This is a genomic window from Streptomyces sp. NPDC002499 (genome assembly GCF_053595415.1).
This window is the reverse complement of record NZ_JBSFXO010000005.1, coordinates 446312-467453: the sequence shown is the minus strand read 5'-3', so window position 1 is coordinate 467453 and position 21142 is coordinate 446312. Positions and strand designations below refer to the sequence as shown.

At 73.0% G+C, this 21142-nt stretch carries 19 protein-coding genes; 10 read left to right on the top strand and 9 right to left on the bottom strand.

The annotated features are described in order from the left end of the window. The first annotated feature begins 26 nt into the window (after positions 1–26). Positions 27–932 carry a metallophosphoesterase gene (locus ACWD5F_RS16215; RefSeq protein WP_451254804.1) on the top strand — a complete coding sequence of 302 codons (906 nt, stop codon included), beginning with the start codon at positions 27–29 and terminating at the stop codon, positions 930–932. 14 nt (positions 933–946) lie between these two features. Continuing rightward, complete coding sequence (locus tag ACWD5F_RS16210) at positions 947–2485, top strand: carboxylesterase/lipase family protein (RefSeq protein WP_451254802.1); 1539 nt, start codon at positions 947–949, stop codon at positions 2483–2485. 10 nt (positions 2486–2495) lie between these two features. Here the strand turns inward: ACWD5F_RS16210 and ACWD5F_RS16205 are convergent, their stop codons facing one another. Continuing rightward, complete coding sequence (locus ACWD5F_RS16205; RefSeq protein WP_401715900.1) at positions 2496–3068, bottom strand: hypothetical protein; 573 nt, start codon at positions 3066–3068, stop codon at positions 2496–2498. Between the two features lie 186 nt (positions 3069–3254). Here ACWD5F_RS16205 and ACWD5F_RS16200 point away from each other — a divergent pair, with 186 nt between their 5' ends. Next, positions 3255–4823: a subtype B tannase gene (locus ACWD5F_RS16200; protein WP_451255115.1), complete on the top strand. Its 1569-nt coding sequence runs from the start codon at positions 3255–3257 to the stop codon at positions 4821–4823. Here the strand turns inward: ACWD5F_RS16200 and ACWD5F_RS16195 are convergent. Genes ACWD5F_RS16195 through ACWD5F_RS16185 form a run of 3 tightly spaced genes read right to left on the bottom strand, consistent with a single transcriptional unit; the run spans position 4768 to position 8085 of the window. After that, positions 4768–6177 carry a PTS transporter subunit EIIC gene (locus ACWD5F_RS16195; protein WP_451254800.1) on the bottom strand — a complete coding sequence of 470 codons (1410 nt, stop codon included), beginning with the start codon at positions 6175–6177 and terminating at the stop codon, positions 4768–4770. The genes ACWD5F_RS16200 and ACWD5F_RS16195 overlap by 56 nt on opposite strands. Positions 6178–6193: 16 nt before the next feature. After that, positions 6194–7132 (bottom strand): N-acetylmuramic acid 6-phosphate etherase, encoded by a 939-nt coding sequence (murQ, locus tag ACWD5F_RS16190; protein ID WP_451254798.1) that lies wholly within the window; start codon positions 7130–7132, stop codon positions 6194–6196. A 44-nt stretch (positions 7133–7176) separates the two neighbouring features. Continuing rightward, entirely contained in the window at positions 7177–8085 is a 909-nt protein-coding gene (locus tag ACWD5F_RS16185; RefSeq protein WP_451254796.1) for a MurR/RpiR family transcriptional regulator, read from the bottom strand. A gap of 55 nt (positions 8086–8140) precedes the next feature. Between ACWD5F_RS16185 and ACWD5F_RS16180 the strand changes: the two genes are divergently transcribed. Both ACWD5F_RS16180 and ACWD5F_RS16175 read left to right on the top strand, forming a co-directional pair. Further along, entirely contained in the window at positions 8141–8539 is a 399-nt protein-coding gene (locus ACWD5F_RS16180; RefSeq protein WP_451254794.1) for a hypothetical protein, read from the top strand. 31 nt (positions 8540–8570) lie between these two features. Further along, positions 8571–8852: a DUF4031 domain-containing protein gene (locus tag ACWD5F_RS16175; RefSeq protein WP_451254792.1), complete on the top strand. Its 282-nt coding sequence runs from the start codon at positions 8571–8573 to the stop codon at positions 8850–8852. 6 nt (positions 8853–8858) lie between these two features. Here ACWD5F_RS16175 and ACWD5F_RS16170 read toward each other — a convergent pair whose 3' ends face one another. Further along, positions 8859–9920, bottom strand: coding sequence for a GNAT family N-acetyltransferase (locus ACWD5F_RS16170; RefSeq protein WP_451254790.1), 1062 nt, complete (start codon positions 9918–9920; stop codon positions 8859–8861). A 10-nt stretch (positions 9921–9930) separates the two neighbouring features. Beyond that, complete coding sequence (locus ACWD5F_RS16165; RefSeq protein WP_451254788.1) at positions 9931–10587, bottom strand: HD domain-containing protein; 657 nt, start codon at positions 10585–10587, stop codon at positions 9931–9933. Positions 10588–10648: 61 nt separating this feature from the next. Here ACWD5F_RS16165 and ACWD5F_RS16160 point away from each other — a divergent pair, with 61 nt between their 5' ends. Both ACWD5F_RS16160 and ACWD5F_RS16155 read left to right on the top strand, forming a co-directional pair. Further along, positions 10649–11320 carry a maleylpyruvate isomerase family mycothiol-dependent enzyme gene (locus ACWD5F_RS16160; RefSeq protein ID WP_451254787.1) on the top strand — a complete coding sequence of 224 codons (672 nt, stop codon included), beginning with the start codon at positions 10649–10651 and terminating at the stop codon, positions 11318–11320. Positions 11321–11540: 220 nt separating this feature from the next. Then, positions 11541–12242 carry a copper homeostasis protein CutC gene (locus ACWD5F_RS16155; protein ID WP_451254785.1) on the top strand — a complete coding sequence of 234 codons (702 nt, stop codon included), beginning with the start codon at positions 11541–11543 and terminating at the stop codon, positions 12240–12242. 215 nt (positions 12243–12457) lie between these two features. On the opposite strand, the gene ACWD5F_RS16150 is transcribed toward ACWD5F_RS16155, so the two are convergent. After that, the gene (locus ACWD5F_RS16150; RefSeq protein ID WP_451254783.1) at positions 12458–14512 is read right to left on the bottom strand and encodes a HelD family protein; all 2055 of its coding nucleotides are present in this window, start codon (positions 14510–14512) and stop codon (positions 12458–12460) included. 338 nt (positions 14513–14850) lie between these two features. On the opposite strand from ACWD5F_RS16150, the gene ACWD5F_RS16145 reads away from it, so the two are divergent. After that, positions 14851–15042 carry a hypothetical protein gene (locus tag ACWD5F_RS16145; RefSeq protein ID WP_401715937.1) on the top strand — a complete coding sequence of 64 codons (192 nt, stop codon included), beginning with the start codon at positions 14851–14853 and terminating at the stop codon, positions 15040–15042. 27 nt (positions 15043–15069) lie between these two features. Here the strand turns inward: ACWD5F_RS16145 and ACWD5F_RS16140 are convergent, their stop codons facing one another. Then, positions 15070–16716: a DNA repair helicase XPB gene (locus ACWD5F_RS16140; RefSeq protein WP_401716966.1), complete on the bottom strand. Its 1647-nt coding sequence runs from the start codon at positions 16714–16716 to the stop codon at positions 15070–15072. Positions 16717–16888: 172 nt separating this feature from the next. Here ACWD5F_RS16140 and ACWD5F_RS16135 point away from each other — a divergent pair, with 172 nt between their 5' ends. Further along, entirely contained in the window at positions 16889–17416 is a 528-nt protein-coding gene (locus ACWD5F_RS16135; protein ID WP_451254781.1) for a hypothetical protein, read from the top strand. A 19-nt stretch (positions 17417–17435) separates the two neighbouring features. Here ACWD5F_RS16135 and ACWD5F_RS16130 read toward each other — a convergent pair whose 3' ends face one another. Continuing rightward, positions 17436–19973, bottom strand: a complete 2538-nt coding sequence (locus tag ACWD5F_RS16130; protein WP_451254779.1) for a helicase-associated domain-containing protein — start codon at positions 19971–19973, stop codon at positions 17436–17438. Between the two features lie 119 nt (positions 19974–20092). Between ACWD5F_RS16130 and ACWD5F_RS16125 the strand changes: the two genes are divergently transcribed. Further along, on the top strand, positions 20093–21064 hold the full coding sequence (locus ACWD5F_RS16125) for a hypothetical protein (protein WP_451254777.1): 972 nt from the start codon (positions 20093–20095) through the stop codon (positions 21062–21064). Positions 21065–21142 lie beyond the last annotated feature (78 nt).

Here is a 21142-nt window from a genome sequence, read left to right as displayed (position 1 = left end):
AGGACGCTGGGCTAGCGTTGCGTCGTATGCGGATCATCCATCTGTCCGACACGCATCTGGACCGCACCGACGCCCCCAACCGGCACGGTGTCAACGCGACCGAATCCCTCCGTCTCATGCTCGGCGAACTGCGTCACCAGCGAGACGTCGACGCGGTCTTCGTCACCGGTGACATCGCCGATGACGGAGCCGTGGAGGCGTACACGACCGCCCGTGAGCTGATCACGGAGTTCGCGCGGCGGTGGGCCGCGCCGGTGTTCTTCACGACCGGCAACCACGACGAGCGCGAGGCGTTCGGCAAGGTGCTGGGGAGCGGGCATCTGGCGGCGGACGGCACCGAGCGGGCCGAGGCGGTCATCGGGTCGGCGCGGGGCGAGCGGGCCGCGGTGAGCACGGTGGCCGGCTGGCGGGTCGTGACCTTGGACTCGTTGGTGCCGGGCAAGGTGCACGGATGGCTGGGGGACGAGCAACTCGCCTGGCTGCGCGGGGTGTTGGCCACTCCGGCCGACGCCGCCCACGGCACGATCCTCGCCTTCCACCACCCGCCCCTCGCCCTCGACGTCGAGACACAGCGTGTCTTCGGGCTGCGCGACCCGGACGCCCTCGCGGACGTCGTCCGGGGCAGTGACGTCCGGGTCGTCCTCACCGGTCACTTCCATCTCCAGCTCTTCGGGATGCTGGCGGGGGTCCCGGTCTGGGTGACCCCCGGCGTGGTCAACCGCATCGACCTGACGACGCCGCCCGGCACGGAACGCGCGGTGCGCGGCGCGTCCGCCTCGCTGGTGGAGCTGGGCGGCGCGACGGGACCGATGTTCCACACCCTCCACGCCCGCGACCCGCGTGCCCACGAGACGGTGTACGAGCTCGACGAGGCGCGGACGCGGGAGCTGATCGAGCGGTACGTCGGGGCCGACGAGTCCCGCAACCCATGAGTGAGGAGCAGTCGATGACGACCAGCGAGCCCGCGGGGACCGTCGTGCGGACCGCCGCCGGGGCGGTGCGCGGCCGGCGGGAGGACGGGCTGGCCGTCTTCCGCGGCATCCCGTTCGCCGAACCTCCGGTGGGGGAGGCCCGGTTCGGGGCGCCGCGGCCCGTCCGGAGCTGGGACGGCACCCGGGAGGCGTACGCCTTCGGGCCGCCGCCCCCGCAGGAGTCGGGGATCCAGGGCTTCAAGGGCCCGGCGACCGAGCCGACGGGCGACGACTGGCTGACGGTCAACGTCTGGACCCCGGACCCGGATCCGGCCGCCCGCCGCCCGGTCATGGTCTGGATCTACGGCGGCGCCTACAAGCTGGGCCACGCCGGCAGCCCCGGCTACGACGCCCAGCACATCGCGCGCGAGGGCGACTTGGTCGTCGTCACCTTCAACTACCGCGTGGGCATGGAGGGTTTCGCCCGCATCGACGGAGCCCCCGCCAACCGCGGCCTGCTCGACCAGGTGGCGGCCCTGGAGTGGGTACGGGAGAACATCACGGCGTTCGGCGGCGACCCCGAACAGGTCACCGTCTTCGGGGAGTCGGCCGGGGCCGGGTCGGTGGCCTCGCTGCTGGCGATGCCGAGCGCGCGGGGCCTGTTCTCGCGGGCGATCGCGCAGAGCGTGCCCGGCACGTTCTTCTCCGACGACCTGGCCCGGGACATCACCGCGGCCATCGCCGAGGAGGCGGGCCTGCGCCCGACGGCAGCCGACCTCTCCACCCTCGCCCCGCACCGACTCACCGCGGTCGGCGAGGCGTTGGGCCAGAAGATGCGGGCGTACGGGGACCGTTGGGGTCAGGTGGCCGCGACGGCGACCCCGTTCTCGCCGGTCGTCGACGGCGAGGTCCTCCCCGTCACGCCCTGGGAGGCGCTGGCGGCGGGCGCGGCCCGGGACGTGGACCTCCTCACCGGCCACAACCGCGACGAGTACCGCCTGTTCGCGGTCCTGGCCCAACTGTCCGGAACCGCGGCCGAGGTCGGCGACGAACAGGCGGCCTGGGCCCTGCGGGCCTACGCGCCCGGGCCGGACGGCGAGCGCTCCTACCGCGCCGCCTTCCCGGACGCCACACCCGTCGAACTCTTCGAACAGGTCTGGACGGACTGGCTGTTCGCCATGCCGACCCTGCACCTGGCCGAGGCGCAGCTCAGGGGCGGCGGCCGGGCGCACGTCTACGAACTGACCTGGCCGGCCCCCGGCGCCGACGGCATCTTCGGCGCGTGCCACGGCCTGGACATCCCGCTCCTCTTCGGCACCTACGCGGCGGACCTCGGCATCCTGCTGTTCGGAGGCGCGGAGGCGCCGGCCGAGGCACGGGCCCTGTCCACCCGCTTCCGTTCCTCGTGGACGGCGTTCGCGCGCGGCGGCGACCCGGGCTGGCCGGCGTACGACGGAGAACGGCGTCTGGTCCAGGTCCTGGACGTGGACCCGCAGGTCGTGCCGTACCCGGGGGAGAGCTCGCGCCGCCTCTGGGAGGGGTACGAGTTCCGATCGCTGGCGCTGCCCAAGTAGCGGCCGGCGCCTACAAGTTGCCCAGCGGCTCGATGTCGACCTTCACCGGCGTGCCCCACACCCGCAGCACCTCGTAGTCGGTGAACTCGTGCACGAGCCGGTACGCCATGGCGGCCCGGGGCGCGCGGCGCTGGGCGGTGAGATACAGCTCCGCCTCGTGCCGGTCCCGCCGTGGCGTACCGCACAGCTGCCACTCCTGCCCGTTCCACAGCTCCGGCAGCCAGCGCTCCTGGGGCTGCGGGCGGTCGGCGCGGACGCCGTAGCGGGACGAGGCGGCGGTGTCGGCGCTCCTGGCCGGCATGGCGGGTCCGTTGAACTCGGCCCGGCGGGCGGAGCGGCGGCGGGTCTCGCAGAGCAGGCACAGGTCGTGGGCGTTCTCGTCGACCGGGCCGTTCGGGTGCTCGGGGCAGCGGGTGGCGGGCGCGGCGCCGGTGACGCTCTCGTCCAGCAGGTCCAGGGCGCGGCGCAGATCGGCCCTGGCCTCGTGCAGCTTGGCGTCCGGGGTGTCGGTGGAGAGCGTCTCGCCGTGCTCACCGAGGAGCCGGAGGGCGCGACCGAGGGCGGTGAGCTGGGCGTGGTTCACGGTGTGAGCCTTTCAAATGCGCACGGTTCAGGCCAACCTGCGGTCCCGGACCGGCGATTGTTGACGATTCTGGCGCCAATTCATCGGATTCACAGGAGGTCTTAAGCAACCACTGTTGCACTCGTGCCGCCCGAGCCGCTCAGAGAAGAGACGGAAGTGAAGCGAGTGAAGCGCAGAACTGTGGTCATGGGGCTCACCGCGGCCGCCGCGGCACCGTCCGTGGGGTTCGCCACCGGCGCCGGCGCGTCCACCAGGTCGAGCGCGTCCGACGAGTTGAGCGTGTCAGGCGAGTCGAGTGGGTCCGGGACGGACGCCTCGCTGGTCTTCGACCCGAGTGCCTACACCGAGCTCACCACCAGCATCACCGACACCGAAGGCACCGCGCACTCGGTGACGTACCACTTCTACAAGGTCGCCAGTTACGTGGCGAACCCGGTCGACGTCACCTACCAGGGCCTCAACGTCAGCGTCCCCGTGTCGGTGGACGGGACGGCCGTCGACGCGACCGGCGCGCCGATCCTGTTCGCCAACTCCGTCGGCGGCTACATGCCGTCCTCGGTGGCGAACGCGACCGGCATCGGCGGCGGAGGCGGCGCGGGCGGACCGGGCGGTCCCGGTGGTCCCGGCGGCGGCGACAGCGGCCCGAACCGCACCCAGCTCTCGCTCCTCGCCGGGTACGTGGTCGTCGAGCCGGGCGCCCGCGGCCGTACGCTCGTCGACTCCTCCGGTGTGTACTACGGCGTCGCGCCCGCCGCGATCGTCGACCTCAAGGCGGCCGTGCGCTACCTGCGCCTCAACCGGGGCCTGATTCCCGGGAACGTCGAGCGGATCGTGTCGTCCGGCACGAGCGCGGGCGGCGCGCTGTCCGCGCTGCTGGGCGCGTCGGGCGACAGCCCGCTCTACGAGCCGTACCTGCGTGAGCTGGGCGCGGCGGACACGAGCGACGCGATCTTCGCGAGCGGCGACTGGTGCCCGATCACCGACCTCGAACACGCGGACATGTCCTACGAGTGGTGCTGGGGCGACAACCCGCTCGCGGACGGCACATCGGTCGACCAGACCGTCTCCGCGGACCTGAAAGCCGAGTTCACAGGCTACTTGGCGGCCCTCCACCTCACGGCCCCCGGCTTCGGCCGCCTGACCGTCCGCAACCTCGACGACTACCTGGTCAGGACCCACCTGGAGCCCTCGGCCGGCCGCTACCTCGCCGTCCTCTCGGACGCCGACCGCACGACGTACCTGACGGCCAACCCCTTCATCACCTGGGACGGCTCGAAAGCCGGCTTCACCTGGGCGGACTTCCTCACGCACGTCGGCGCCCGCAAGAAGAGCGCGCCGTCCTTCGACGCGTTCGACCTGTCGACGCCGGAGTGCAACGAGTTCGGCGACGGCACCACGATCGCCCGTCACTTCACGCGCTACGGCCAGGAGCACGACACCTCCGGCTCCACCGCCACCCGCCTCGACGCCGACATCCCCGAGAAGCTGCACGCGATGAACCCGATGTACCACCTGGTCGACAAGGTCAACCCGCACCGCTCCCGGCACTGGTGGATCCGCCTCGGCACCAAGGACAGCGACACCTCCCTCACCGTCGCGTCCAACCTCGCCGCCCGCCTGGGTGAGCTGGGCGACGACGTCGACCTGAAGTACTACTGGGACGCGGGCCACGGCGCCGACAACGACCCCGGTGATTTCGTCACGTGGATCGCGCGGGTGTCGGGGCACCGGTCGTCGGGACGCCGGTCGTCGTGACCGCGGGCCTGAACAGCGCGTACGTGGCGAGAAAGCCGACCAGGTAGCCGGTCAGCAGCCCGCCGCCGTAGACGGACACCGTCAGGGCCGGGCTCCCGTTCCCCGCGAGCAGCGGGAACAGGGCCCAGCCCGACGGTCCGATGGCCGTCGCCCCCACCCGGTCGCCGAGCAGCGCGAAGAACCCGACGAAGGCACCCCCGGCCGCGCCGCCCGCGCAGGCGGTGAGGAACGGCCGCCCGAGGGGCAGCGAGACGCCGTAGATGAGCGGCTCCCCGATCCCCAACAGCCCCGCCGGGAGCGCGGACTTGATGGTCGTACGCAGTGAGACGTCGTGCCGCATCCGGACGTACACGGCGACCGCCGCACCCACCTGTCCCGCACCCGCCATCGCCAGCAACGGGAGCAGCACGGTGTACCCCTGCTGCTCGATGAGCGTGGTGTGGATGGGGATCAGCGCCTGGTGCAGCCCCAGCATCACCAGCGGCAGGAACAGGCCGCCGAGGACCAGCCCGGCGAACGGTCCCGCCGTCTCCAGCAGCCAGTTCGCGCCCGTACCGATGGCGGACGAGACCGCGCCGGCCGCGTACATCAGCCCGTAGAGCGTGGCGAGCCCGGCGAGCAGGACGGTGAGGGTCGGGGTGACCAGCACGTCGAGGGTGGCCGGCACCCAGCTCCGGCACCACTTCTCGATGTACGTCGCGAGGAGCGCGGCGGCGAGCGCGCCGAGGACACCGCCCTGCCCGGGGGAGAGGGCGACCCCGAAGGCGGTCACCTTGGCCACGCCCGGATAGATGACGATCGCGGCGACGGCCCCGCCGAGCACGGGCGTACCGCCGAATTCCTTGGCGGTGTTGTAGCCGACGAACACGGCGATCAGCGCCATGAAGGCGGAGGCGACGGAGGTCAGGGCGGGGGTCAGGCCGGGCAGCCAACCCAGGTTGAGGAGCAGCCCGTTGAGGCCGGCGAGGATGCCGCAGCCGATGAGGGCGGGGATGAGGGGGACGAAGATGTTCGCGACGCGGCGCAGCAGGAGTTTGCCGGGGGTCGCGTTGCGTCTGCGCCGCTCCTCCTTCAACTCGGCTCCCCGCGCGGCCAGTTCACCGGCGCTGCCCACCAACTTCTCGAACTCGGGCGTCACTCGGGCCACCACTCCGGGCCCCAGCACGATCTGATACGTGTCGTCGTCCACGACGCCGAGCACCCCCGGCACCCCCCGCACCGCCTCCTCGTCCACGAGCGACCGGTCGTCCAGCCCCAGCCGCAGCCGGGTCATGCAGTGGGCGACGGAGGTGACGTTGGCCGCTCCTCCGACGAGGGGGAGGAGCGCGGCGGCGAGATCCCGGGGGGTAGACATCCCCCGAGAGTGCTGGTCAGCGGGGTGCCGCCGCCAGCGCGGCACGCAGATGTCCGCCGGACTCCTCCAGAAGGCGGGCGGCCGTCGGCCCGTCGACGCCGGCGAGGAGCGTCAGGATCGCGTTCTTCACCTCACCGTCGGTCGCCGCGAGCGCCCGCTCGATCTCCTCGTCCCCGGCACCGGTGGCCAGCGCGACGATCCGCCGCGAACGGGCCCGCAGCTTCTCGTTCGAGGCGCGTACGTCGACCATCAGGTTCCCGTACGTCTTGCCCAGCCGGATCATCGTGATCGTGGAAAGCATGTTGAGTACGAGCTTCTGCGCGGTGCCGGCCTTGAGCCGGGTCGACCCGGTGACCAGCTCGGGCCCCACGACCACCTCGATCCCGTGTTCGGCGGCGGCACCGAGCGCACTGCCCGCGTTGCAGGACAGTCCGACGGTCAACGCGCCGAGCCCACGGGCGTGTTCGACGGCGGCGATGGCGTACGGGGTCCGGCCGGAGGCGGAGATCCCGACGACGGTGTCGGCGGGGGTGAGGGAGAGGGCGTCCAGATCGGCACGGGCGAACTCGGCGGAGTCCTCGGCTCCTTCCACCGACGTCACCATGGCCTCCGGCCCACCGGCGATGAGCCCGACGACCTCGTCCGGGTCGGTGTTGAAGGTGGGCGGACACTCGGAGGCGTCCAGCACGCCGAGCCGTCCGGCGGTACCGGCACCGGCGTAGACGAGCCGCCCGCCGCGGGCCATGCGTTCGGCGATGGCGTCGATGGCGGCGGCGATCTCGGGAAGCCGCCGAGCGACGGCGGTGGGAACGGTCGTGTCCTCGCCGTTCATGAGCCGGGCGATGTCGAGGGTGGGGAGCTGATCGATCTCGGCGAGCTCAGGCCGAAAGGCCTCGGTGGTCAGGGACTCCAACTGGGCTTGCAGATCACGGTGGTTGTTGGAGGTGGAGGTCATGAGGTGCGGCTCTTTCAATCGTGCGGTGACGGAGAAGGTGCGGTCTAGCGACGGTGCCGATGAGCCAGCGCTTCGTACGACGCGGCCAACGCCGGTGCCGCCGCCTCGTAGGTCCGCTGTGCCACCCCCACGAACAGGCAGTCCACGACAAGCAGCTGACTCGTCCGGGAGGACATCGCCGCGGGCCGCAACTCACTCTCCCGAGCGGTGGACGTCGTGAGCACATGATCCGCGTACTGAGCGACCGCCCCGTTGGGCCGCCCGGTGATCGCCACCGTCGTCGCGCCCCGCTCGAAGGCGACCCGCAACGGCTCGATGACGTCCCCGGTGGACCCGGAGTGCGTGATGGCGATGGCCACATCCCCGGCCCGCAGCTGCACGGCGTTCGTGACGGCGAGATGCGGATCACTGTGCGCGTGGGCTATGAGCCCTATGCGCAGCAACTTCTGCGTGAGGTCCTGGGCGACGAGCCCGCTCGCACCGATCCCGTAGACGTCGATCCGCCGAGCCGCGGCGGCCGCGGTGACCGCCGCCCCCAACTGCACCGTGTCGAGCCCCGCAGCGGTGTCCGCGAGGGTCTGCTGCTCGTCGTAGGCGAGTTTCGCGACGACGTCGGCGATGGGGTCGTCCACCGCGATGTCGGTCGTGATGGCGGGCGCGCGCCCGGACTGCTGCTGGGCGGCGAGGCCGGCGAGGGCGAGGCGCAGGTCGCGGTAGCCGGGGTAGCCGAGGATGCGGGCGGTGCGGACGACCGTCGCCTCGCTGGTGCCGGTGAGTTCGGCGAGGCCGGTGACCGTCAGGGCCGCGCAGCCGGCGGGGTCGTTCGCGACGGCCTCGGCGACGCGCTGCATGGAGCGGGTCATCGAGGGCGCGAGGGTGCGGACCTTGGCGGCGAGAGCGGCGGGGGCGGGGCCGGCGCGGTCGGCGAAAATTTCCTTCACTTTCTGGGTCACGTATGAAAGATATTTTCGGCTCGGTGTCGCGGTCAAGAGTGCGCACAATAGGGGCATGAACCCCATCGACCCTCCGGAGATCGACCCCTTGGAGCAGGCGTTGCACGCGGCACGCGCCCTCGTGCTCGCCGATCTGGCCGCGGGCGCGGTCGCCGAGGCGGACGTGGTGTCCCTGGTCGAGGACTCCGTCGTGCAGCGGCGCTGGTGGGTCGAGCAGTGGCCGGAGGGCGTGGAGTACGTCGCCGGACTGATCGCCCAGGACGTCCAGGACGCCCTCCTGGAACGGTACGGCCGCTGGCCCCTGTGCCCGGTGTGCGGCGCGGGCGACCCCCACGCGCTGGAGGTCGAGCCGGAACTGGGCCCCGACCCGCACTGGGTCTGCCACCAGGCGGGCGTGAAGGTCGCGGCGGTCGGCACGCTGGGGCCGGCGACGGGCGGGACGCCGACCTCATGAGAGCACCCGTGACGGTCCGGGTGAGGCGCCCGTGACGATCTATATCGACCCGCCGACCTGGCCGGGCCACGGCCGCATGTGGTCCCACCTGGTCAGCGACGTCTCGTACGACGAACTGCACGTGTTCGCGGACGCGTTGGGCGTGCCTCGGCGTGCCTTCGAGCGGGATCACTATGACTTGCCGTCGCATCGGTACGGGGATGCGGTGGGGGCGGGGGCGCTGGAGGTCAGCAGCCGGGAAGTGGTGCGGCTGCTGACGGCGGCGGGGCTGCGGCGGCCGAAGGGACGGGCGGCTCCGGGTCGACCGGGCTGAACCGGGTCAGCGCAGTTCGAACGCCAGCCCCTCCTCGTCCGCGCTCACCCGCGTGTACCCCACCCGCGACACCACCGCCTGGGACGCCAGGTTGTCCCGGTCGATCGTCGCGAGGAGGGCGTTCACGTCGTCCCGGGCCAGGGCCCACTGGGAGAGGGTGCGCAGGGCCTCGGTCGCGTAGCCGCGGCCGCGGGCGCCTTCGACGAGGTCGTAGCCGACCTCCGCGCGGCCGTCCTCGTCGGGGACGCCGTGGAAGCCCATGCCGCCGACCGCGAGACCGTCCTCGCGGACGAGGACGAAGAGGCCGAACTCGGGCCGGTGCACGCCCGCTTCGTAGGCCTTGAGGACCATCCCGGACGCTTCCCGGGTGCCCGAATAGGGGCCGCCCACCACCCAGTTGAAGCCGCCGTCACCGCCCGCCGCCAGGTCGGCGACGGCCGCGGGGGTGGCGCCTTCGAGGGTGAGGCGGTCGGAGTGCAGGACCAGGTTGTTGTTCCAGCGCCATTCGGTGCGCAGGGCACGGCCGGGCAGGGCGATGCGGCCGGTGGCGTGCAGGAGCGTGCGCCACGGGTCGGGGTCGGGCTGGACGTGCGGGAAGATGCGCGTGACGACGAACTCGGCCAGCGCGGCCGGGGGTTGGTAGGGCAGACCGAGGCCCTCGGCGATGTCGTACGTGTGCACCAGGACCTCCGCCATCCCCATCGCGGCGAAGCCCTCACGGTTCGCGCTGCGGAAGGGGTACGGGTGGAAGGCGCGGACCTCGCGCGGGGTGGTGCGGAGCGTGGCGGCGAACAGGGCGCCCGTCGTCTCGATCACCTGCACGACACCCGCGTTGTCGATGTCGTCCTCGGGCACCACCTCGAAGGGCACGTAGGCGTCCCGCGCGCGTCCCGCCAACTGCCCGGCGTACGCGATCAGATCCTCGGCGATGTGGAACGCCGTGCGTCGGCAGTCCCACTCGAGACCACCGGCCGGCACCGACTCCCAGTCCCGGTCCAGCGCCATCCGCAGCGTCGCCACACAGCCCGCGACGGCTTCTTCCACCCGTTCCACACCCCATTCACGCATGGTTCGCAGATTAGGTGGCCGGGTCCGTCGTGGTCGACAGCATTTCCAGCTCGGCGGCCAGGTTGTACCGAGCCGTCGCCTCCCATTCCCGCAGGCCGTAGGGGGTGCGGAACAGCCCCGGAAGATCGAGCAGTTGCCGCAGGATCGCCGAACGGCCTTCCCTGAACGCCTCGTTCGGCACGAAGTGGTACTCCTCGCGGACCTCCGCCGTGTAGGCCGCGTACGCCGACGGAGGCGCCGCCAGGATCGCGAGGTCCGCGTCGGAGAGGACCGCGCCGTTCGCGTCGGCGGGCTCGGGGGCGTGGGTGACGGTCAGGCGGACCAGGCGGGCCACCTCGGCCGTCCCGTCCGGCGACACCCCGGCCTCGGCCAGCGCGCGCTCCGCGAGCCGCGCCGACCGCTCCTCGTTCTCCGAGCGGTCGGGCAGGTAGACCGCGTCGTGGAACCACGCGGCCAGGCGTACGAGGTCCGGGTCCTCGGCGTACTCCGCCAGTACGTCGATGCGGTCCAGGACCGCCGTGAGGTGCGTGAGCGTGTGGTAGCGGCGCTGCGGCTCCTGCCAGCGGGCCAGCAGGTCGTCGGCGTAGGGGAGCGGGTCGGGGCCCGCGGCACGGGCGCCGTCCAGGGCACGGGACCAGCGCAGACGGAGGGCATCGAAGTCGGCCATGGCGCCATTGTCCCCGTTGTCCCGGTGACCTCGGAGCGGCGGTCGCCCTAGCGTGGGTGCCATGACTGATCCATACCAGGTACGGGACCCCGAACTCCCCGGTCGGCTGCTGAGCGTCGAGCGCGACGACCTCGTGCCGCTGCTGCGGGCCCGGTCCGACGCGGACTTCGCGCTGCCGACGATCGGCTGTCCGGCGTGGACGGTGCGGGAGGTGCTCGCGCACTGTGCGGCTGCGCTGATGCGGGTGGTGGAGAGCCGCTTCGAGCAGGGTGTCTTCTCCCCGGAGGCCAACGACCGGGACATCGCCGAGCGGGCCGGGTGGACGAACGCGCAGGTCGTCGACGAGCTGGAGCGCGGGATGACCGAGGCCGGGCCGGTGATCGCCAAGGCCGGCGGGGCGCTGGACATGATCGCGCTGGGGGAGTGGGTGCACGCCGGTGACGTGCGCGAGGTCCTCGGGGCGCCGGGGGCGTACGCCGGGGCCGGGCTGCCGGACGCGCTCACCCTGCTCGTGCGCGTCACCCGGGAGCGGGAGCACCTCCCGCTGCACGCCGACCTCGACGACGTGGACGAGCCGCTGCGCCTGGGCGCCGTGACCGCGCCGCGCCCACCCGCGCGCTACATCGGCGAGGCCGCCACGCTCGTACGGCTGTACGCGGGGCGGCCGGTGGCGGCGGGAACCTCGTACGAGCTCGCCGGGGCGGAGGAGGGGGAGCTGAAGATCTTCAGGTGAACGGTCAGGGACTTGTCGTTGACGGGACAGCGTCTTGCCGTTGACCGGTCAAGGTCTTGCCGTGACCGGATTCAGGCGCTCGGCCCGGCGACTTCACGTGACGAACGTGACAAGCGTGACGAGGGCGACGGGGCGATCTCGCGGTCCCCTGCCTGCCCGGCTACCCTGAGATTGGACTAGACCTGTAGCCGCTCCAGGGGAACACGACGGAAGGGGTCCTATGAGCACGCGTGCAGTCCTGGAGGTGATCGCCCTCGACGTCGAGGACGCGGTCGCCGCCCAGGCCGGAGGTGCGGACCGCCTCGAACTGATCACCGACATGGCGGCCGACGGGCTCACCCCGTCGGTGCGGACCTTCGCCGGGATCCGGGCCGCCGTCGACATCGATCTGCGCGTGATGCTGCGACTCACCGACGGTTTCGCCGCCGGCCCCGCCGAGGACGTCGAGCGGCTGGTCCGGATCGCGTTGGAGATGCGGGACGCGGGCGCCGAGGAGTTCGTGCTCGGCTTCCTCGACGCCGGGGGCGGGGTGGACCTCGGGGTCGTGGAGCGGCTGGCCGGGGAGCTGGACGGGTGCCGGTGGACGTTCCACCGGGCCATCGACCACGCGGCCGACCGGGCCGCCCTGCGCAAGCAGCTCGCCGACCTGCCCGGCCTCGACACCTACCTCACCGCGGGGTCCGCCGCCGGGGTCGACGACGGCCTGCCCACGCTGCTCGCCGAGGCGGCGCACCGCGGGGAGCCCGGGTACGAGCCCCGGCTCCTCGTCGGCGGCGGCCTGCGCCTCGACCACGTGCCCGCACTGCGCGCCGCCGGTTTCGACGCCTTCCACATCGGCGGCGCGGCCCGCCCCGCCGGCTGGGACGAGCCGGTGTCGACGGCGGCGGTCGCCGAGTGGCGGGCGGTGCTGGACGGGAAGTGAGCGGACCCGTACTGAACGGGACGCGAGCGGACGGTACTGAACGGAACGCGAGCGGGCGGTGACCTGCCGGCCGAGCGACCTCTCGGTCGGGTGACTTGCCGGTCGCGTGAGCCCTTGGTCGGGTGACTTGCCGATCGCGTGAGCCCTCGGGCAGGTGCCCTGCGGGTCGCGTGAGCCCTCGGTCCCCCGACCCCGCCGGTCAAGTGGGCCCGAGGTCAGTCGAGTTGCGCGGGCAGCGCCCCCGCATGGGTCACGATCAGTCCCGACACCGCCCGGGTCAGCGTCACGTACAGGCGGCGCAGGCCGGTGCGTTCGTCCGGTTCGCCGTCGACCACGGCCCGCGGTTCGTCGAGGACCACGTAGTCGTACTCCAGGCCCTTGGCGAGGGACGCCGGGACCAGGGTGAGACGGGTCTCCGCCGTCGTCTCCTCACCCGGGGCGAGGTACGACAGACCCGCCGCCGTCAGTGCTTCGGCCAGCTCCGGGACGCGCGCGTCCGCCGCGATCAGGCCCGTCGAGCCCTCGTGGGCCAGCAACTCCTCGCAGGCCGCGACCACTTCGGCCGTGCCGGTGACCGGGCGGAGCGCGAAGAAGCCCGGGTTCTCGCGGACCGACGCCACCGGGGTGAGGCCCGGCGCGATGTGCGGGAGCAGCCGGGAGGCGTACGTGATGACGTCCGTCGGCACGCGGAAACCGGCCGTCAGCTCCTCGATGACGCCCTCCGTCTTGCCCAGGTGGGCCAGCGCCTCGTCCCAACTCCGCGTCGCCCAGGGCGTGGTGCCCTGCGCCAGATCGCCGAGGACGGTCGCGGAACCGGTGGTGCAGCGCCGCCCCACCGCCCGGTACTGCATCGGCGACAGGTCCTGCGCCTCGTCCAGCACCACATGCCCCAGCGAGTGCGTGCGCTGCACGAGATCCGTCGCCTCGTCGATCAACACCGCGTCCGCAGGCGCCCACTTGGCCGCCTTCACCGACCGCACGGGCCTGGCCCACAGGATCGTCTTGCGCTCGTCCTCAGTGAGGATCCCGTCGGAGTGCGCGGCGAGGAAATCCGCGTCCGTGAGCAGCCGCAGCACGAGCTTCGCCGGGTCGACCGGCGGCCATACGGCCTTCACCGCCGCCTTGACCGCGCTGTTGCGGGCCACCGCGTCCTGCACCCGGTCGTCCGGCGCCTCGCCCGACCGCTCCATCTGCACCAGCACGGCATGCGCGATGCGCTGCGGCAGGGCCTCGCGGGCGGCACCGTAGCGGATCCCGCGCTCCAGCAACTCCCGCACGATGTCCTCGAGTTCGTACGCCGGCACCCGCCACCGGCGTGACCCGCGCACCACGACGACCTGCTCCGTCGGCATCGTCACGTGGGCGTAGACGGCCCGGCGCAGCACCTCGGCCATCCGCGCGTCGCCCTTGATGATCGCCGCCGCCGCGTCGTCCGTGCCCCGCACCTCGACGCTCCCCGCGACCAGGTCGTCCACGGTCGCCTGCCGCACGCTCAACTCACCCAGCGCGGGCAGCACTTGCTCGATGTAGTGCAGGAAGGACCGGTTCGGCCCGATGACGAGGGTGCCGGTGCGGGCGAGCCGCTCGCGATGGGCGTAGAGCAGATAGGCGACCCGGTGCAGACCGACGGCCGTCTTCCCCGTCCCCGGCCCGCCCTGCACGCACACCGTCCCGCCCAGCCCGCTGCGCACGATCTCGTCCTGCTCGGGCTGGATGGTCGCCACGATGTCCCGCATCGGACCCACGCGCGGGCGCTCGATCTCCCGCTGGAGCAGCTTGCTGGTCCGCGCGGCCTCCGTCGGGTCGGAGAGGTGCTCGTCCTCGTACGCCGTGAGGTCGCCGCCGGTGTACCCGAAGCGGCGGCGCAGCGCGATGTCCAGCGGGTCCTTCTTGGACGCCCGGTAGAACGGCTGCGAGACCGGCGCGCGCCAGTCGATGACCATCGGGTCGCCGTCGTGGTCGTGCACGTGCCGGCGCCCGATGTAGAAGCGCTCACCGTCCGCGCCCTCCGCCCGGTCGGCGCCGGGGGAGTGCAGGTAGTCGAGGCGGCCGAAGAAGAGCGGGGTGTCGCTGAGGTCGGCCAGTGCCTTGATGCGGTCGTCGATCTGGCGGGACAGCACCTCGGCGTTGACCCAGTTCGCGGTGACGTCACTGATGTCCAGCGACTCGACGTCCTCCCGCATGGCGCGCAGCGCGGCACGGGAGGAGGCGAGGTGGGAACGCTCCCGGGAGAGGGGGTCGTCGAGAGGGTCGTGGGCGGGCGTGGACAAGGGGGTGCCTCCGAAGGCCTGCGGTGTGGACCGGCGCGGGGGAGCGGCGCGGCTGTGCGGGATGCCGACCGGTTTCCGTCCGGCCGACGGCACTCCGGGAAGGGAGGCGGGCAAGAGCGGAGATTCTAGGTCAGGCGCGCAGGGGGAAGCCAACCAATTACGCACGGGCGGAGGGCGACCGATCGACGGGGCCGGCAAGCGGGGCCGCGTCCATCCCCTAGGGGATGCTCCCCTCCTCCCGTGGGGGAACGGGTCGCCCCACAGTCGTACGAGACGACGACCCCGCTTCGCCCCCCAGACCGATGCCCTCCTTACGTGCCAAAAGCCACCATGGAGACATGAGCGCAGCAACCTTCACCCCAGCCCCCGCCCCCCGGCCGCCCCGCGCCAGCGGTGCCACGGCCGTCGAGGGCAGCCACCCCCACCGCGTCGGCAACGCCCTGCGCGCGATCAAGGTCTTCGCCGGCGCCGCCTTCAGCGTCGTGATACTCGGCGAGTACGGCGAGGAAGCCGGCATCCGCCGCAAGTGACCCGGCGGCCCCTCCCGGACTGCTCCCTCAGCTCTCCTCCGCCAGCAGCTCGTCCGCGTCCATGATCCGGTACGCGTACCCCTGCTCCGCCAGGAACCGCTGCCGGTGGGCCGCGAAGTCCTGGTCGAGGGTGTCGCGGGCGACCACGGAGTAGAAGTGCGCCTGGTGGCCGTCGGCCTTGGGCCGGAGCACCCGGCCGAGCCGCTGCGCCTCCTCCTGCCGCGACCCGAAGGTCCCCGACACCTGGACGGCGACGGTCGCCTCCGGCAGGTCGATGGAGAAGTTGGCGACCTTCGAGACGACGAGCACGCTGATCTCGCCCTCACGGAAGGCGCCGAAGAGCTTCTCGCGCTGCGCGTTGGAGGTCTCGCCCTTGATGACGGGGGCGTTCAAGTGCTCGCCCAGTTCGTCGAGTTGGTCGATGTACTGGCCGATGACGAGGATCTGCTGACCCGCGAAGCGCCGCACGATCGCCTCGGTGACCTTGCGCTTGGTCTCCGTCGTCGCACAGAACCGGTACTTCTCCTCGGCCTCGGCCGTGGCGTAGGCGAGCCGTTCGGAGTCGGTGAGGTTGACCCGGACCTCGACGCAGTCGGCGGGCGCGATGTACCCCTGCGCCTCGATCTCCTTCCACGGTGCGTCGAACCGCTTCGGACCGATCAGCGAGAACACGTCCGACTCACGCCCGTCCTCACGGACCAGGGTCGCCGTCAGGCCGAGCCGGCGCCGCGCCTGGAGATCCGCCGTGAACTTGAAGACCGGCGCGGGCAGCAGGTGCACCTCGTCGTAGAGGATCAGACCCCAGTCACGGGAATCGAAGAGCTCGAGGTGCGGGTAGACGCCCTTCCGCTTCGTCGTCAGCACCTGGTACGTGGCGATGGTGACCGGGCGGATCTCCTTGCGGGTACCGCTGTACTCCCCGATCTCCTCCTCGGTCAGCGAGGTCCGCTTGATCAGCTCGTGCTTCCACTGCCGGGCGGAGACGGTGTTGGTGACGAGGATGAGGGTGGTCGACTTGGCCTGGGCCATCGCGCCCGCGCCGACGAGGGTCTTGCCCGCCCCACAGGGCAGGACGACGACACCGGACCCGCCGTGCCAGAAGTTCTCCACGGCCTGCTTCTGGTACGGCCGCAGCGCCCACCCGTTCTCGTCCAGCTCGATCGGGTGCGCCTCGCCGTCCACGTACCCGGCGAGGTCCTCGGCGGGCCAGCCCAGCTTCAGCAGCGCCTGCTTGATCTGGCCGCGCTCGGAGGGGTGCACGGCGACGGTGTCGGGGTCGATCCGGATGCCGACCAGCGGGGCGATCCGCTTGGAGCGCAGGATCTCCTCAAGCACCGGCCGGTCGGTGGTGGTGAGCACGAGCCCGTGGGCCGGGTCCTTGCTGAGGGTCAGCCGCCCGTAGCGGTCCATGGTCTCGGCGACGTCGACGAGCAGCGCGTGCGGCACGGGGTAGCGGCTGTACTGCACGAGGGCGTCCACGACCTGCTCGGCGTCGTGCCCGGCCGCCCGCGCGTTCCACAGCCCGAGCGGGGTGACGCGGTAGGTGTGGATGTGCTCGGGCGCCCGCTCCAGTTCCGCGAACGCCGCGATGGCCCGACGGCACTCGTCGGCCTGCTCGTGGTCGACCTCGAGGAGCAGCGTCTTGTCGGACTGGACGATCAGCGGACCGTTCACGTACGTACATCCCTTCGGCACGGGCCAAACGTCCAGTGTGCCTTACCGCCCCCTGTTCGGGGTGGGGCGCGGCTCACACCCGACATGCCCCCCGTGCAACCCCGAGCCCCCGCCAGCTGTCTTGACCGGCGGGACCCGCGTGCACGCGCGGGTCGGGGAGGAGCGTGGGGTGATGTCGGTACGCAGGTGGGGGACCGGCCTGGGAGCCACGGGTGTGCTGGTGGCGACGGGCGCGTGGGTGGTGCTGCCGGCGGACGTCGACGCGCGGTTGTGGGACGAGGTGCGGCCGGCGATCGAGGCCCGCCTGGTGGCCGACTCGGCGGGCACGGGGTACCCGTACCGGGGCGCGCGCTGGTTCTGCCGCGCCGAGCCCCTCGACCTCGCCGAGCACGACGGCGTCGTCCGGGCCGGGGTGAACACCCTGTGCCTCGAGTACGGCACCCGCGCGGGCGCCCTCCTGGAGTGCGCCGGCGCCGCAATCCCGCAGGTCGTCCGCCTGAAACGCGATTCCGACGGCACGTACCAGGTCACCTCCCGCGAGGAACCCCCGGACGGCGAGGGCTACGGCGACTGGCTGGCCGCCCACTTCAGCCTCGCGTCAGAGCCGACCACGACCGACTCCGTGCAGCACGCCCCCTTGGCAGCCGCAGCCCGCACCCACTTCAACCTCCCGACGAACGCCCCGATCAGGGACTGCTGAGCGCCCCGCCGGGCCCGGGCTACTCCCCGTCGTCCGCCAGTTCCGCCACTCCCGTCACCCGGTGCAGCGGGTACGTGCGTACCTCGTCGGCCGTGTGGTCGTAGGCCGTGACGAAGCCGCCCTCGACGCGGATGGGGGCGATGACGCGTTGGCTGGCGGCGCCCTCCGCGTTGACGTAGCCGATCCAGAGGGTCTCGCCGGTGAGGACGGCGGCCTGCATGGTGGCGAGGGTCTCGGCGGCGGTGGTGCGGGGGAGGGCGCCGCCGGAGACGGGGGCCGCGGACGGCTTGCGCGGGGTCGTGGAGGCCAGGTCGCCCGCGCGGATGGCGCGGATCGCCGCCGACAGGAGCGTGGCGTCCGGGGTGGGCGGACCGTCGGGGACCGGCTCGGGGGCCGTGCGCGGCGGGGTGCGGTGGGCGTCGGCGCGGGTGATCAGGACGTCGCCGTCGGCCGACTCGGCGGCCGGCGCGAAGCCCATCGCGCGCAGCCCGTCGAGCAGCGCCGCCGGATCGGCCTGGGTGGCCAGCACGGTCGGCGCGAGGCGGCGCAGCCGCAGTCCGGCGGCCCGCTTGTCGGCGAGGATCTCGTTCAGCACGGCGTCGTCGTCGCAGCGCACGTACGCCGAGGCCGCCCCCACCCGCAACCGGCCGTGTCTGCGGGCCACGTCGTCGATCAGATACGTCAGCGGCTGCGGCACCGGCGTCCGCGAGTGCGCGGCCAGGAACGCGTGCAGGTCGCCGGCCGCGCGCCCGGCGTCCAGGGCCCGTCGTACCGAACCCGGTGTGAAGCGGTACACCGTCGCCCCGCCCTTGGACTCCACGTCCGCGAGCACGTCCAGCATGTCCGCCAGCGGACGTTCCAGCGGTCCCGGCGCCACCGCGGTCAGGTCGGCCTGGAGCAGGACGTGGTCCAGCGGCTCGGGGAGGAGGGGGGCGAGGAGACGGATGGCGGCGGCCGAGGCGGTGGCCTGTTCGGCGGGGGTGAGGGGTTCCAGGGGAGGGCGCGAGGTCGGGGCCGCGGTGTGGTGGACGGGGAGTTTGTCGCCCGGGACCTCCGGCAGGGTCTGCGACGGCGAAGGAGCCGGCGCGCCGAGCAGCGCCCGGCCGTGTGCCGACAGCGCGCCCCTGCCCGTCACGCCCAGCATCTCCGCCTCCGACAGGGTCCACCCGGCGAGCCGGGCACGCAGGTCGTCGCCGGGCTGGGGGCCGCGCGGCGGGCGTTCCCAGCGCAGTCGGGCCAGCACGGAGTCGGCGGCCGGCGCGGCGCCCTCCGGCAACCCCGCGAGCAGGCTCAGCACCCGGTGCCGTACCTCCGGCGCGGCCGAGCGGTCGAGGCCGGGCCCGAGGGCCGCCAGTGAACGGTCCTTCGCGTCCCGCCCCCCGACCAGGCCGGACGTCCGCGTCGCCGTCAGCCACGCCTCCGCGAGCCGGGCCCACCGTTCGGCGGCCGGCCGCTCCAGCCACTCGTCGTAGGCCGGGGTCGCCGCGTACCGCTCGTCGGCCTCGCCGTCGGACGCCAACAGCCCGGCCGCGTAGGCGAGTTCGACCCAGAACGCGGCCACGGGCTCGGGCAGGTCGAGGGCGACGGCGGTCCGCTTGAGATCGCGCACGCTCAGTCCGCCCGCCCGCAGCACGGCGGGCCCGCCCTCGTGCCAGTCCTTCAGCAGCTCCGCCACGGTCGCGAGCGCGGTGTACGCCTGCCCGGCCGCCGCCGCGTCCACAACCTGTGGACGGTGCACGGCGGTCGGCTCCACCGCCGGCGGCACCGGCTCGGTGGTGCGATGCGCATGACCGCCACGCAGGTGGAGGGCCACCTCGCGGGGGAGTACGACCGTGCCGGGCGCCGTCGGCAGCAGCAGCCCGCGGTCGAGCAGCCACCGCAGCCGGGGCGCCGGATCCGCCGTGACCTGCCCGTACGGCGGCCCCCACACCAGTCGCGCCAGCACCTCCAGCGACTCCGCCGGCGCCTGCTCCAGCAGCGCCGCCATCCGCTTGCGGTCGCCGTACAGCCCGGTGAGCGCGGCCACCGCCGAGACCGCGTCGTGCGTCGAGGGCAGCCCGGCCGCGCCCACGATCTCCTGGATCCGCCCCGGCGACATCCCCGCCGTCGCCTCCGCGACCGTCGGCCCGAGCCCCGTCGGCGACGGATGCTGCGGCGAGGGCGCCAGCAGCTCACGGGCCGTGCGCACCAGCCGCAGCCGGTCGTCGCCGCCCCACACCAGGGCCTGTTCGCGCAGCGTGCCGAGGGCGCGGGGCAACGCTTCCACGACGGCCGCGTCCCGCTCGTCCCCGGCCATCAGCCCGAGCAACTCCGCGTACGACGCCGGTTCCGCCGCCACCGCCAGCGCCTCCGCGGTCTGGAGCGCGAACCGGTCGAGACGCTCCAGCGCGCGCACCACCGAGGCCCGCGTGCCGGCCCGGGTCGCGAGCTGCGTGAGGTCCGTGGGGACGGGCGTGATGAGATCGGGCCGGGCGCGCAGGAGCGCGCCGAGGGAGGCGTCGTCCCTGTGTCGGAGCGCCTCCGCGAGAGAACGGGGCGGTGTTGCCGGATCGCTCATCCGACCTACGGTAGGGCAATCCCGGTCGGTACGGCTCTTGCGGGCGAGGCGTGAACCCGTCCCCACGAGGTACCTTCGTCCAACGGGGATTCAACGGCGCCCATCCCGGAGGGACTTCGTTGGGCATCGAGAGCGACCAGGTCGTCTACGAGTATCTGAGCCGCGTCGGCGACGTCGCGCACCAGCGCCAGTTGCCGTCCGGCACGCGCATGCGGCTCGTCTCCGAGCTGCGCAACGAGATCGACCGCAGCCGGGCCAAGGTCACCGTCGACAGCCCCGCCGCCGTCCGCAAGATCATCGACCGGCTCGGCAGCCCCGACGAGGTCGTCACGGCCGCCGGCGGCACCGGCTCCACGGCACCCCAGGTGCCGAGCGCCCACGTGCCCGTGCAGCGCGACGACGAACCCGAGCAGCGCCCCAAGGGCCTGCGCCGCGTCGTACCGCGCCCCCGCCCCACCGAACCCGCCCCGCCCGAGCCCTCCGACGCCCCCGCCCCGCCCCACCTCGCCAGCGCGCAGGAACTCGGCGACAGCGCGCTGCGGCCCGACTGGTGGCGGGTGGGCAGCACGCCCCTCGACGACAGCGTGCCGGGGTTCGTCGGCGGCGTGGAGATCCCGGAACTGCTCAAGCCCCCGCCGCCGAAGGAGGAGGAGAAGCCGAAGGAACCGGTCCTGGAGAAGGCACCGGTCGTCGAGCAGGTCGTGGCGGAGCCCGCGCCGAAGGTTCGGCGCCGGCTGATCCCCCGCCCCGCGGTCGGCTGGAGCAACCCGCTGCTCCTGCTCGCCGCCGCCCTGCTCGTGGCCGGCGCGATCCTCGGCAACCTCTTCGCCCTGCTCCTCGGCTGGGTCATCGCCTACGCCTCCCGCCGCCTCACCCCGAACGAGTCCAAGTGGGCGGTCATCGGCATGCCCTCCCTCGCCCTCACCGCCGGCATCGTCTGGCTCTGGGGCCGCAACGAGGGCCGCTGGGGCGAGCCCATCGCCCAGGACCACATGAACGACGCGATCTCCGAGACCTGGCCGTGGGTGATCCGCGGCGCGGCGGTCCTGTCGGCCCTGTTCCTGGTCTGGCGCTCGCAGCGGAACCGGTAGCCGTCCGGCGGCGGAACGGTGGCGGGTACGCCCCGCCGGCATCGGTGGCTCCGTCACGCACGGCCCCGGTGGCCGGCG